General features: G+C 47.7%; 11 protein-coding genes, 3 tRNA genes, 1 rRNA gene and 1 riboswitch. Of the genes, 7 read left to right on the top strand and 8 right to left on the bottom strand.

Annotation, left to right across the window (positions count from 1 at the left end):
• Positions 1–63: 63 nt before the first annotated feature.
• The 7 genes from thiE to thiD form a co-directional block, all read right to left on the bottom strand.
• On the bottom strand, positions 64–678 hold the full coding sequence (gene thiE / locus N646_RS17670) for a thiamine phosphate synthase (RefSeq protein WP_017821003.1): 615 nt from the start codon (positions 676–678) through the stop codon (positions 64–66).
• A gap of 63 nt (positions 679–741) precedes the next feature.
• Positions 742–1,533, bottom strand: coding sequence for a hydroxyethylthiazole kinase (gene thiM / locus N646_RS17675; protein WP_017821002.1), 792 nt, complete (start codon positions 1,531–1,533; stop codon positions 742–744).
• A 12-nt stretch (positions 1,534–1,545) separates the two neighbouring features.
• Positions 1,546–2,214, bottom strand: a complete 669-nt coding sequence (gene tenA, locus N646_RS17680) for a thiaminase II (protein ID WP_005374294.1) — start codon at positions 2,212–2,214, stop codon at positions 1,546–1,548.
• A 54-nt stretch (positions 2,215–2,268) separates the two neighbouring features.
• Positions 2,269–3,219 (bottom strand): ABC transporter substrate-binding protein, encoded by a 951-nt coding sequence (locus N646_RS17685; RefSeq protein WP_017821001.1) that lies wholly within the window; start codon positions 3,217–3,219, stop codon positions 2,269–2,271.
• A 47-nt stretch (positions 3,220–3,266) separates the two neighbouring features.
• Complete coding sequence (locus N646_RS17690) at positions 3,267–4,067, bottom strand: ABC transporter permease (RefSeq protein ID WP_017821000.1); 801 nt, start codon at positions 4,065–4,067, stop codon at positions 3,267–3,269.
• On the bottom strand, positions 4,060–4,815 hold the full coding sequence (locus N646_RS17695) for an ABC transporter ATP-binding protein (protein ID WP_017820999.1): 756 nt from the start codon (positions 4,813–4,815) through the stop codon (positions 4,060–4,062). The genes N646_RS17690 and N646_RS17695 overlap by 8 nt, the downstream gene beginning before the upstream one ends.
• The gene (gene thiD / locus N646_RS17700) at positions 4,805–5,662 is read right to left on the bottom strand and encodes a bifunctional hydroxymethylpyrimidine kinase/phosphomethylpyrimidine kinase (RefSeq protein WP_005383329.1); all 858 of its coding nucleotides are present in this window, start codon (positions 5,660–5,662) and stop codon (positions 4,805–4,807) included. Before thiD ends, N646_RS17695 begins: the two co-directional genes overlap by 11 nt.
• 97 nt (positions 5,663–5,759) lie before the next feature.
• Positions 5,760–5,867, bottom strand: a riboswitch (TPP riboswitch).
• A gap of 311 nt (positions 5,868–6,178) precedes the next feature.
• Between thiD and N646_RS17705 the strand changes: the two genes are divergently transcribed.
• Together N646_RS17705 and N646_RS17710 are read left to right on the top strand one after the other, a co-directional pair.
• Positions 6,179–7,564, top strand: coding sequence for a TldD/PmbA family protein (locus tag N646_RS17705; protein ID WP_017820998.1), 1,386 nt, complete (start codon positions 6,179–6,181; stop codon positions 7,562–7,564).
• Positions 7,564–8,907 carry a TldD/PmbA family protein gene (locus N646_RS17710; protein ID WP_017820997.1) on the top strand — a complete coding sequence of 448 codons (1,344 nt, stop codon included), beginning with the start codon at positions 7,564–7,566 and terminating at the stop codon, positions 8,905–8,907. The genes N646_RS17705 and N646_RS17710 overlap by 1 nt, the downstream gene beginning before the upstream one ends.
• Positions 8,908–8,984: 77 nt before the next feature.
• Here N646_RS17710 and trmY read toward each other — a convergent pair whose 3' ends face one another.
• Complete coding sequence (gene trmY, locus N646_RS17715) at positions 8,985–9,584, bottom strand: tRNA (pseudouridine(54)-N(1))-methyltransferase TrmY (RefSeq protein ID WP_017634347.1); 600 nt, start codon at positions 9,582–9,584, stop codon at positions 8,985–8,987.
• A 160-nt stretch (positions 9,585–9,744) separates the two neighbouring features.
• Here trmY and N646_RS17720 point away from each other — a divergent pair, with 160 nt between their 5' ends.
• From N646_RS17720 to N646_RS17740, 5 genes are all read left to right on the top strand, one after another.
• Positions 9,745–10,269 carry a DUF3087 domain-containing protein gene (locus N646_RS17720; RefSeq protein WP_017820996.1) on the top strand — a complete coding sequence of 175 codons (525 nt, stop codon included), beginning with the start codon at positions 9,745–9,747 and terminating at the stop codon, positions 10,267–10,269.
• 468 nt (positions 10,270–10,737) lie between these two features.
• Positions 10,738–12,290: ribosomal RNA gene (locus N646_RS17725) — 16S ribosomal RNA — on the top strand.
• An 89-nt stretch (positions 12,291–12,379) separates the two neighbouring features.
• Positions 12,380–12,455: transfer RNA gene (locus N646_RS17730), tRNA-Glu, on the top strand.
• Between the two features lie 2 nt (positions 12,456–12,457).
• Positions 12,458–12,533 (top strand) — tRNA-Lys (locus N646_RS17735).
• A 28-nt stretch (positions 12,534–12,561) separates the two neighbouring features.
• Positions 12,562–12,637: transfer RNA gene (locus N646_RS17740), tRNA-Val, on the top strand.
• The last annotated feature ends 179 nt before the right edge of the window (positions 12,638–12,816 follow it).

Consider the following 12,816-nt stretch of genomic DNA (forward strand, 5'->3'; position numbering starts at 1 on the left):
TGTTGAAAGTACTGAAAGGCAAACGCGCTCATCCATAAGCGCTTTGTTCAGGCGTGAGCAAGGTTAGCTCATCAACCCTAATAAATATTCCGATGCGGCTTTTGGATCTTCTGCGTGGCAAATCGCTGAAACCAAAGCTAAGCCATGAACACCAGTGGCGCTGAGTTGCGGAATGTTACTTTCGTTAATGCTACCAATAGCGACGATTGGTAAGGACGTGGTGTTCAACGCCATCTTCAAACCTTCAATACCCCAGTGTTTTTTGGTGTTGGTTTTGGTCGGCGTAGCGAAGATGGCACTCAAGCCGATGTAATCAATGGGCAGAGAATCCGCCTCTGCCAGTTGATCTTCAGTCTCAATCGATAAGCCGAGAATCTTGTTTGGGCCAATCAATTGACGAGCGATCTCTGCTGGCATGTCTGACTGCCCGAGGTGAACACCATCGGCATCGACGGCAAGTGCAACATCAACACGATCATTGATGATTAACGGGACGCCAGTGCCTTCAAGGATCGTCTTCACGGCTTGAGCTCGTTCAATAAATTCACGAACGTCACCATGCTTTTCGCGCACCTGTACCATGGTGACCCCACCTTCTACCGCCTTTCTTACAACGTGTTTGAGAGTGGGTAAATCTTGTTGGTCGTCGGTGACCAAATACAAACGATAGGCGTTCATTGTGTTTCCTTTCGCCTCCCACTTTCGTTGGAGTGAGAGGCGTTTAAAGCATTGAGAAGCGATTTATCTCACTTGTAATTTAAGACGTGTTGCCAGTGTTTCTTCATCCAGTTGGTAAAGCTCATCCAAAAGATGCATTTGCAAGCTACCTGGCCCTCGCGCTTGCTCAGCCGCAATTTCCCCCACAACGCCAAGCACCGCTGCTGCAGCAAGGCCCGTTTCGTCGCCGATTGCTGCGAAAGCGCCAGTCAGTGCCGTTAGTGTGCAGCCCATGCCCGTTACGTATGGCATCATCTCGTGACCATTGTTCAGTTGCACGGTTTGTTCCTTCGTGACGATGTAATCAGTCTCGCCAGAAATCACTACGCTCGCACCATACTCTGCGACTAAGAAGTTTGCTGCGCCAAGTGCTGCGTCGCTGCTGTCTAACGCATCGACGCCTTTGCTTTGTGCTTGCTCGCCAGCGAGTGCAATGATTTCTGAGGCGTTACCACGGATGATCAGCTTGTTTGCAAGGCGTGCGATCTCACGCGATGTCTCTGTACGCAGTGAACTTGCACCGCAACCGACAGGGTCGAGCACAACAATTTTACCGTTCGAATTGGCTTGCTCGACGGCATAGCTCATGCGCGGCGTCCAAACGCTGTCTAGGGTGCCGATGTTGATCACCAAAGCGCCAGCAAACGACATCATCTCTGCCATCTCTTGTTTGGAGTGCGCCATGATTGGAGAAGCGCCGATCGCTAATAGTGCGTTTGCTGTGTTATTCATCACCACGTAGTTAGTGATGTTGACGACTAACGGCTTTTGCTGGCGTACTGCGGTTAATGCTTGGGTGATTTGTTCAATTAACATGAGACTCTCCGATTAATCTTGCTGAGCGTTCAGACCTTGTTGCCAGAATGCTACTTCCATACGCGTTGCGGTTTTGAATACCTGAATCAGGTTTTGACCGCGCTGGCTGTTGATATCAATTTCTGCTAGCAACTGATTAAAGTGTTCTGCCCCTTTTGCGACACCAGATTGGAATTCCTCACCACCGTAGAGGTTGATCCAACTTGCATATGGGTTGCCTTCGATTACGGTCTTTTCATCTTCAATCAGCACCTTACCGATTACGGCATAACCGATGGAGCATGGCGCTAGTGCCGCGTATAGATCAACAAGATCGCCCGTCATGCCAGCATCTAATACGTAACGGGTGTAAGCCACAGTGCCGAAATCTTCTGGCTCGTTTTCTAAGTCGGATTCTGTCAGTCCCCATTGCTCACAGTAAGTCACGTGGTGGGCAATTTCAGAATCGAGCAATGCATGTACGCTTGGTAAGGCACGGCGCATGTCATCCAAAGTACGTGCTTTGTAGATCGCTAATGCGTAGGCTCGTGCGTACTGTTTTAGGAAAAGAAAATCCTGCTTTAGGTAATGCAGAAAACAAGGCTGAGCCAGAGTGCCTTGCGCCAATTGCTGCACGAAAGCATGCTCAGTGTATTCTTGCCAATCTTGGCGGCAAGCGTCGATCAAATCTTGGTATTTCATTATGGGTATCTCGTTATCAAAAGACCCTAGGCTTAGAGCCCAAAGTCAGTAGAATTAGTCAAAGTTCGGTACGTAATCTTTCGCTTTTGGCAGTGTTTCGATGATTTTTTGTGAATACATGAATTGCGCATAATCATCGTAGCGTTTCAGATCTACTGCGGATGGACGAAGAGCAAAACGAGTTAGCGTGTCGTTCCAAGCGCGTTGGTTAAGCTCGTTGTTGAGCGTGTCTGGTGAATAAGCAACAAACTCTTTCCAAGATTCTTTTGGATGGTTAACGATGTAAGTGGTTGCTTGCTCTAGCGCTTTGTTGAATGCCTTGATGGCTTCTTTGTCGTAGGTTTTTGCATTGGCTACGAAGACTAACTCGTCATACGCTGGCACGCCGTGTTCTTCAGGGAAGAAGGCCTTAGCTTTATAACCTTCTAGTGCCAGTTGGTTGGTTTCGAAGTTACGTAGACCGCCCCAAATCGCATCCACCTTTCCAGACGCAAGAGACGAAGACAGCGCCCAACCTACGTTGATGATTTGTACGTCAGAAAACTTCACGTTCTCTTGAGTTAGCATGGTGCCGATTGTCGCTTCTTCGTTGCCTGCGATCGCAATACCGATCTTCTTGCCTTTCAAGTCGCCAAGGTTTTCATTCTTACCGTTATCCAACACCATCAGAGTGTTGAGTGGCGTAGCAATCAAAGTCGCAGAGCGGATTAGTGGCAAACCAGCTGCGACATCGATAGTTAGGCTCGGTTGGTATGAAATCGCCATGTCGACTTTACCCGCCGCGACCAACTTAGGTGGCGTGCTTGGATCTGCCGGCTCTTGAATGTTGACCTTCAAACCTTGTTCTTTGAAGTAACCACGCTCTTTGGCAATCACGATAGGACCATGATTTGGGTTGACGAACCAATCCAACATCAGTGTCATCTCTTTTTCTGCTGCAAGCACATTGGTTGATACCACTGAAGCGAGTAGAGCAGCAGCGCTCATAAGTTTGTTTTTATTCACGGGGTTCTTCCTTTTCTTTCCCAATTTCCTTTGGTTATTTTCGGCAATTACTTGCTTTCCCAAGGGATGGCTTTTTTCAATAATTTATCGGTGATGAAGTAGAGTGCGATAGACAGCACGGCGAGGATAAACAGCGCCGCAAACATCTCATCAATGATCATGCGAGCGTTAGCTTGGAGCATCAGATAACCCAAGCCTTCACTTGAACCTACCCACTCACCGACCACTGCTCCAATTGGCGCAATAACGACGGCAACACGAATACCTGAGGCTAAAGTTGGTAGGGCGGCTGGCAATTGAATATGACGAAGTAGCTGCCATTTAGACGCGCCCATGGTCTTGGCAAGGTCGAGGTAACCTGTTGGCGTATTGCGCAAGCCGTCATAGCAACATGTCGTGACGGGGAAAAAGATGATGATCGCCGCCATGACTACTTTCGATGCAATGCCGTAACCCAGCCAAAGCATGAGCACTGGCGCGATAGCGAATACAGGGATCGCTTGGCTAGCAATCAGAATTGGCAGTAACCAACGCTTCAGCGGCTCGAACATCAGCATTTGCAATGCGAACAGCAAACCCATTGATAATCCAAGCGCCAAGCCAAGTAAAATCTCTTGCGCGGTAACCCAAGTATGTTTGAGCAGAACATCGTAACGAGTGACTAATCTATCCAGCACTTCAATTGGTGAAGGTAAGATGAAGCTTGGCATGTCGAATACCACAACAACCATCTGCCACAATCCCAAGATCACCGCTGTGCTGATAACTAAGCGTAGAGCCGGATGGGTCACGCGTTCTTTTTTACTAACGCGTGCCGAAACGGAGTTGTACTGAGTCATATCACTCATAGCCTTTCTCCAATTGATCCAAAATCGCTTGTTGAAGCGCGGCGCACTCTCCATCGAGAACTCGTGGTGGCTTGGAATCCGGAACAACCAAGTGCTGAGCTTGCGCAGGCGTACCTTGCAGTACATAGAGTTGGTGAGCTAATCGCACCGCTTCTTGTGGGTCGTGGGTAATAAGAACAACGGTCTTATCTTTCAGTAATTCGGCAGACAAGGTCTGCAACTTATGGCGAGTAACCGCGTCCAACGCAGAGAAAGGCTCATCCATCAGAACCAGAGGCTTGTCTTGCATCAGAGTGCGAGCAAGGGCAACACGTTGTCTCATGCCGCCAGAGAGCTGAGTTGGTTTAGCATCCGCGTAATCGGCGAGTTTTACTTGGTTTAGTAAAGCCAGTGCACGTTGTCTATTTTGCTCTGGTGCTTGCTCTTGAGAAAATCGAGAACTGAGGCAGACGTTGTCTAACACATTCAACCACGGTAGCAATAAATCCTGCTGAGCCATGTAAGCGATACGGTCATGCAGTGCAGCGCCATCCGTTGTGATGAGTTCGCCATGCCAGTCAACTTGGTCATCCAGTAGGCCAGCTAAGTAACGCAATATCGTCGTTTTTCCGCAGCCACTGCGACCAAGTAACACTGTCCATTGATTAGCAGGAATAGTCATACTCAACCCTGCTAGCGTTGGTGTTTGGCTGTCTTTGTATCGCAGACTAGCATCGGAAAGCTGAATGCCAATCGCGTTAGCGAACATAAGTATGACCCGCAAAAAAGTGGTTCACAGGGCCATGGCCTTTACCTACATCCAATTCATCAGCGTGTGCGATAGCTTGGCTGATGTACTGCTTACCCAGGTGCACCGCTTTGTGTAGGTTGTTGCCTTGGCCAAGATAAGACGCAATGGCGGAAGAAAGTGTACAGCCTGTGCCATGAGTGTTTTTGGTTGGAAATCGCTTGGCGCTAATTAACTCGGCACTGTCTTGCATGATAAGCAGATCGTTGCTGTTTTCATTTTCTTCAAGGTGACCGCCTTTGAGCAGAATAGCTTTGGCGCCAAGCGCACGAAGGTCGGTAATCATATCGTTCATTTCAGATTCTGATTGAGGCATTGGCTTACCCGTCAATGCTGCGCCTTCGGGTAGGTTAGGGGTAATGATGTCTGCGAGCGGAATCAATTCTTCTTTTAAAGTGCTGATTGCCGACTGTTCCAGTAATAGATCGCCGCTGGTGGCCACCATCACAGGGTCAATCACGAGGTGTTTTGGCTGGTATTGTTTAATTTTGTCTGCAACGACTTTGATGATGTTGGAATCTGCCAGCATGCCCACTTTGACTGCAACGATGTTGAGGTCGGTAAATACTGCATCAAGTTGGCTCTCTACATGGTCGAGAGGAATGGGGAAAATCGCAGAAACGCCTTGGGTATTTTGCGAAGTAATCGCCGTGATTACCGAGCAAGCAAAACTGCCGGTTGCGGACATCGCTTTGATGTCGGCTTGAATACCTGCACCGCCACCACTGTCTGAGCCCGCGATGGTCAATACGATAGGGGTAGGCAAGGCTGGCGTGTGATGTGAATGAGGTTGTGATTGCTGCGTCATGGTCGCTCCTACTACAAGACGTATAGGAACTGACTTTGACCGTTGCAGATAGATCGATTTTTCGATCGCTATCGCTTACCTAAGAGGGGCGACGAAAGGCAAAGTGTGCATAGTTCCCTACGTCAGTGCTAACTGAATCAGGTTCAACGGGTCTCGAATTTCGATCTCAGCCAACACTTGTCGTGTGGCCCCCCGACTATTTCGTTCGGATGATAGCAGGACCATTGCGGAAGGGATACGTTTTTTGAGCGTAATTATAATGAGTATTCAATTATGCGAGGTGAGTGATAAAGTAAGCACCTAAATGGTTTGCTGGGTGGAATTTACTAGTGCAACGCTCTGGTGAATGAGCAGAACCTGGAATATTTAATAAATAATCGTGGTCTCGTTAAGCAAGGATTAGCACAAAACAAGGTTAAAAAACTGTTAAAATTTAACGTGTTGCCAATTTAACTTTGTTGAACTTTTTCACAGTTAATTAGGAAGGCTAAGACGATCATCGAGCAAGGAGACTTCATGCTTAATTCTGTAACAGCGAAGTCAGTGATCGATCATGCGCTCTTTTTGGGGGCTGATTTCGCTGAACTATTCGTTGAACATCACCAAACCAACACTGTCCAGATCGCATCTGGTGAAGTGGATAAGGTTAACTCGGGTATCGATTTTGGTATCGGTATTCGTCTTTTTTTCGGTCATAAGGTGCTTTACGGTTACACCAACAGCACAGATGAAGCCGAACTAAAGCGCGTAACCTCGCTGCTTGCTGCAAAAGACAAGCGTGAGCAAATCGCGTCAGCGGGTTCTTTGAATTTGAACCGCTACCCAATCCAACATGGTTGCCGCATGCCGCTAGGTAAGGATGCTAACCTAGATTCAAAAATCGCGTTTCTATTGAAAGTTGACCAAGCCGCACGTGCTGAGAGTGAACATATCAGCCAGTTTATTGGCAGCGTTCTTCAGCGCGAGCAACAAGTGTCTATCTTCAACTCAGAAGGTCTACACGTTGACGATACTCGCCACTACATTCGTGTTGCTGGTAACACTGTCGCGCAAAAAGGTAATGAGCAGTCTTCTGGTATGGAAGGTCCTGGCGCTCTTGCTGGTTGGGAATTCAGTGAACAGCTTGATGCCAAAGAGCTAGGTCAAACTATCGCGCAGCAAGCGTTAGTAAAACTTGGCGCGGATGCTTGTCCATCGGGTGAAATGCCGGTGGTGATTGGTAACGGCTTTGGCGGCGTTATCTTCCATGAAGCATGTGGTCACTTGCTAGAAACCACTTCAGTTGCGAAGAAAGCATCAGTCTTCCACGACAAGATGGGCGAAATGGTTGCTCACACCGCAGTGAATGCAGTCGATGATGGCACCATGACCAACGAATGGGGCTCGATTCACATTGATGATGAAGGTATGAAGACTCAGCGCACTCAACTGATCAAAGACGGTAAGCTAACCAGCTTCATGGTCGATAAAATGGGTGGCATGAAGACAGGTTATGAGCCTACGGGTTCTGGTCGTCGTCAAAACTACAAGTTCGCACCAACCTCGCGCATGCGTAACACCTTTATCGAAGAGGGCGAGCATTCACTTAATGACATGCTGGCAGGCATCGAACGTGGTATCTATGCGAAGAAGATGGGCGGTGGCTCTGTTCAACCGGGTACGGGGGAGTTTAACTTTGCTGTTCGTGAAGCCTACCTCATTGAAAATGGCAAAATCACCAAGCCTCTGAAAACAGCAACGCTGATCAGCACGGGTCCAAAAGTGTTGAAAGAAATCAGCATGGTCGGCAAAGACATGGCGCTTGCGCCGGGCATGTGTGGTTCCGTGAGTGGTTCAGTACCAACAACTGTCGGTCAGCCAACGCTGAAAGTAGATAACATTCTGGTAGGAGGCGGTAACTAATGAGCCAAGAACAACAACTTCTTAATGCGGTTGATTACGTCCTATCAGAAGCAAAACGCCAAGGTGCAGAAGCGGACGTCATTGTAAACCGTAACAGTAGCTTTTCTTTGAAAGCGAACCAAGGAAAGCTGGATGAGTACAAAGTAAGCTCAAGCCAAGTTCTGGGTGTTCGTGTTGTGAAAGATGCGCGTGTTGCAACAAGCTATTCTGAGTCGTTAGAGCAACCAAGCTTGGATTTGATGCTGACCAACGCACTGCAAAGCGCTCGCTTTTCCAAGCAAGATGAACATCAGACGATTAGTTGCGTGAACAGTCAAATCGCGACTGATGTTGCTGAGATTGCGCAAGAAGATACAACTTCTGTTGACGAAAAAATCGAACTGTCTCTCGCTCTTGAGCAAGGCGTAGTGGCTCTGCCTCACGCCTCTAGCGCACCTTACAATGGTTACAGCGATGGCGAAACACAACTGATCATTGCCAATACTCAAGGCACATTGTGTCAACACTTCGAGCGCTCGTTCACTTGTTACGCGTATACCTTGTTTGAAAAAGACGGCAAACAGTCAATGGCGGGTAGAATGTCACTGGGTCGCCGTTTTGATGAGTTGAATCCAGCTTACTGTATCGAGGGTGGCTACAACCTTGCTCGCGATCTTCTTGAAGGCGCACCGGTTGCGACGGGTAACTACCCTGCTATCTTCCACATCAATGCGCTAGCAAGTTTATTCGGTGCTTTCGGCAGTGCTTTCTCTGGCGTAAGCGCGATGAAAGGCATTACGCCACTGGGTGACAAGCTTGGTCAACGTGTTGCGAGTGATTTAATTACCTTTACTGATACGGCTTACATGCCAAATGGTATGGCAATCGCGAGTTTTGATAGTGAAGGCTTCGCTACTCAAGATAATGTCATGATTGCTAATGGTGAGTTGAAAACCTTGCTACACAACAGCCAGACCGCAAGTTACTTGGGCGCAGTCTCGACAGCAAGTGCCGCTCGCGGTGCAAAATCGAGCCTAGACGTATCAGCGAATCACAAAGTGATTGCGACGGGTAACAGCAGTGCGTCAGAAGTAAAAGCGGGTGAGTACCTAGAGTTAGTCGAACTTCAAGGTGTCCATTCTGGTGCGGATGCAGTGAGTGGTGATTTCTCATTTGGCGCGAGTGGTTTCTTGTGCCGTGATGGTAAGCGCATTCAACCAGTTCGTGGGATCACGGTAGCGGGTAACTTCTACAATATGCTGCAAGAAGTTGAGGCAGTAGGTGATACTCAGCTAATTAACGATAGCCGAACTTTCTTCTCGCCAGACGTTCGTTTTGCTCGTTTGAGCATTGGTGGTAAGTAAACTTAGCATTACTATAGAAACAAAAAGAGGACTCAATAGAGTCCTCTTTCATTATCTAGCAACGTGTGCGCGAATAACTAGAATTCGCGTATGTCCAACTCATTGTGGATCAATACTACACACTGAGAAGCGAAAAGCATCTTAGGACCTAAGCTGATCTTCTCTGTGCCAAGGCGCTTTAAGCTGTTAAAAGACTTTTTCGGCATCGGTATATGGTCAGTTAGCAAGAAACATGGATTTTCACCAATTTCTGCATCACGAACAAATTCGCCTTTCTTATCCAGCATATATAGTTGGTGATCTTCTGCCAGTTCTTGTACTAGGCGTTCAAAGCTCACTGTACGAACGGTAATACCAGGTTCGACTTCACGAAGTTGCTCTTTACCCATACCAACCGAAGCATCCAAAGCGCGAGCCACTGCTGCAATCAAGGTTGACTCATGGAAGCCGCCAATGTTGGTGATGTCGTTGGAGCGAATAGTAATGGTGCGTGAGAAATCTTTTGTGCTTTCTAAAACCAAGTGAACAACCACATCTTCACGGTGTGATTGAGCAACGAACATCGTGTTCATCATGGTATGAGCAAGAATCTCTGTATGCGCTTCATTACCAACACCTTCTAACAGTGCTTTGCTGGTGGTTGGCGCCGCGCGAGCTCGTAAAACAAAAGAGCGCATGAATTTAGCCTCTATATAGGAAGAGTGAATGCGCGGAAGTATATACCCAAGCAGGGAAGGGATGCGAGTTTAATAGCAAATGTGAACTTACTTACAAAGCTTCGATTGTGGAGCTGGGTGTGCTGGTTAGAATAGGAGGCAACCCTGTTAGGAGTGATATATGGAAATCAAACAGATAAATAAAGACATTTATAAAAAGAAAGTAAACCTTGTGATTGGCGGTTTTGTTGCGTTGCTCGCCATCTCCTCTCTTGCCTTTAGTACCTTGTTGATTGTTTTGTTTGGCAACACTGAAGTCGTACCAGAACAATCAACGGGCAATTTCCATTGGAATTTGATTGGTGTCGTTCTCGCAGTTGCAACTTCCCTCTCTTTATTGAATCAAATTAAAACTCGACCATACATGGAAGAAGTGCTGTACGTTTGGAAACTCAAGCAGCTGCACAACAAGATCTTTCGTAAACTAAAAAGCATTAAAGCAGCCGCGAACAATGGCGATGTAAAAGCGCTGACGATCCTTAAGTTCTACTATACGACTCAAAGTCAGGTGTTTGAGCTAGACAACAACACACTGACGATGAGCAGTGTAAATAAAGAATTGGAGGCTCTCGAGCAAATCGAAGCGGCGCAATCAATGAGTCTCGATATCACAGGCTTTGAAGAGTCTTGGCTAGACACATATTGATTGCCTATTTGCTACTTGAAGTTAACAACTGAGTGCTAAAAATAAGCGTTTGAGTGAGATTTCATCATTCGACGCTTTTTTTTGATTTTTTTTCTGAAAAGGGGTTGCCAAGAAAAATCATCTCCCTATAATGCGCCTCCGTTGTCAGGGCAAAGCGGAAACGCAAAAGCGGTTGGCAAGAAGGCGAAAGAAAACTTCTAAAAATTAATTTAAAAAAGTGTTTGACACTGAAAATTAATTCCTTAGAATACGCCTCCGCTTCGATAGCAAAGCTTACGAAGCAAGCTCTTTAACAATATAGACCTATCAATCTGTGTGGGCACTCGTTGATGATAATCCAATTAGATACCTCGGTATCAAATTAGGTTTCAATGAAACGAAGTGACCATTGAATCTTCGGATTCAGCACAGTCAATTCAAACATTACGTTATGTAATGTTCAGTATTCATTGAGCCGAACAAAATCTTAAATTGAAGAGTTTGATCATGGCTCAGATTGAACGCTGGCGGCAGGCCTAACACATGCAAGTCGAGCGGAAACGAGTTATCTGAACCTTCGGGGAACGATAACGGCGTCGAGCGGCGGACGGGTGAGTAATGCCTAGGAAATTGCCCTGATGTGGGGGATAACCATTGGAAACGATGGCTAATACCGCATGATGCCTACGGGCCAAAGAGGGGGACCTTCGGGCCTCTCGCGTCAGGATATGCCTAGGTGGGATTAGCTAGTTGGTGAGGTAAGGGCTCACCAAGGCGACGATCCCTAGCTGGTCTGAGAGGATGATCAGCCACACTGGAACTGAGACACGGTCCAGACTCCTACGGGAGGCAGCAGTGGGGAATATTGCACAATGGGCGCAAGCCTGATGCAGCCATGCCGCGTGTGTGAAGAAGGCCTTCGGGTTGTAAAGCACTTTCAGTCGTGAGGAAGGTGGTAGTGTTAATAGCACTATCATTTGACGTTAGCGACAGAAGAAGCACCGGCTAACTCCGTGCCAGCAGCCGCGGTAATACGGAGGGTGCGAGCGTTAATCGGAATTACTGGGCGTAAAGCGCATGCAGGTGGTTTGTTAAGTCAGATGTGAAAGCCCGGGGCTCAACCTCGGAATAGCATTTGAAACTGGCAGACTAGAGTACTGTAGAGGGGGGTAGAATTTCAGGTGTAGCGGTGAAATGCGTAGAGATCTGAAGGAATACCGGTGGCGAAGGCGGCCCCCTGGACAGATACTGACACTCAGATGCGAAAGCGTGGGGAGCAAACAGGATTAGATACCCTGGTAGTCCACGCCGTAAACGATGTCTACTTGGAGGTTGTGGCCTTGAGCCGTGGCTTTCGGAGCTAACGCGTTAAGTAGACCGCCTGGGGAGTACGGTCGCAAGATTAAAACTCAAATGAATTGACGGGGGCCCGCACAAGCGGTGGAGCATGTGGTTTAATTCGATGCAACGCGAAGAACCTTACCTACTCTTGACATCCAGAGAACTTTCCAGAGATGGATTGGTGCCTTCGGGAACTCTGAGACAGGTGCTGCATGGCTGTCGTCAGCTCGTGTTGTGAAATGTTGGGTTAAGTCCCGCAACGAGCGCAACCCTTATCCTTGTTTGCCAGCGAGTAATGTCGGGAACTCCAGGGAGACTGCCGGTGATAAACCGGAGGAAGGTGGGGACGACGTCAAGTCATCATGGCCCTTACGAGTAGGGCTACACACGTGCTACAATGGCGCATACAGAGGGCGGCCAACTTGCGAAAGTGAGCGAATCCCAAAAAGTGCGTCGTAGTCCGGATTGGAGTCTGCAACTCGACTCCATGAAGTCGGAATCGCTAGTAATCGTGGATCAGAATGCCACGGTGAATACGTTCCCGGGCCTTGTACACACCGCCCGTCACACCATGGGAGTGGGCTGCAAAAGAAGTAGGTAGTTTAACCTTCGGGGGGACGCTTACCACTTTGTGGTTCATGACTGGGGTGAAGTCGTAACAAGGTAGCGCTAGGGGAACCTGGCGCTGGATCACCTCCTTAAACGATGATTATTGCGATGAGTGTTCACACAGATTGATACGGTTTATGAAGTTTAAGAGATAGAACATCCCCCAAGATGTTCACTTAGTGTCCCGTTCGTCTAGAGGCCTAGGACACCGCCCTTTCACGGCGGTAACAGGGGTTCGACTCCCCTACGGGATACCATTGGGTCGTTAGCTCAGTTGGTAGAGCAGTTGACTTTTAATCAATTGGTCGCAGGTTCGAATCCTGCACGACCCACCATTTCCTTCCACGGAAATCAAAACAATGTGGGCGATTAGCTCAGTTGGGAGAGCACCTGCCTTACAAGCAGGGGGTCACTGGTTCGAGCCCGGTATCGCCCACCATTCTCTAAGTATTTTTGGAATAAAACGTCCAAACCAGAACAAGCAATTGATACTGGTTGGTATTTTTGACTCTGAAAGTCTTTAGAAAATGTAACTTCCTTGTGAAGCAACATAGCTCTTTAACAATTTGGAAAGCTGACAAAACAATCTTTAAGATTGTTTGTAAAGTTCTCAATGTT

The sequence above is a fragment of the Vibrio alginolyticus NBRC 15630 = ATCC 17749 genome (genome assembly GCF_000354175.2).
Lineage (GTDB): Bacteria > Pseudomonadota > Gammaproteobacteria > Enterobacterales > Vibrionaceae > Vibrio > Vibrio alginolyticus.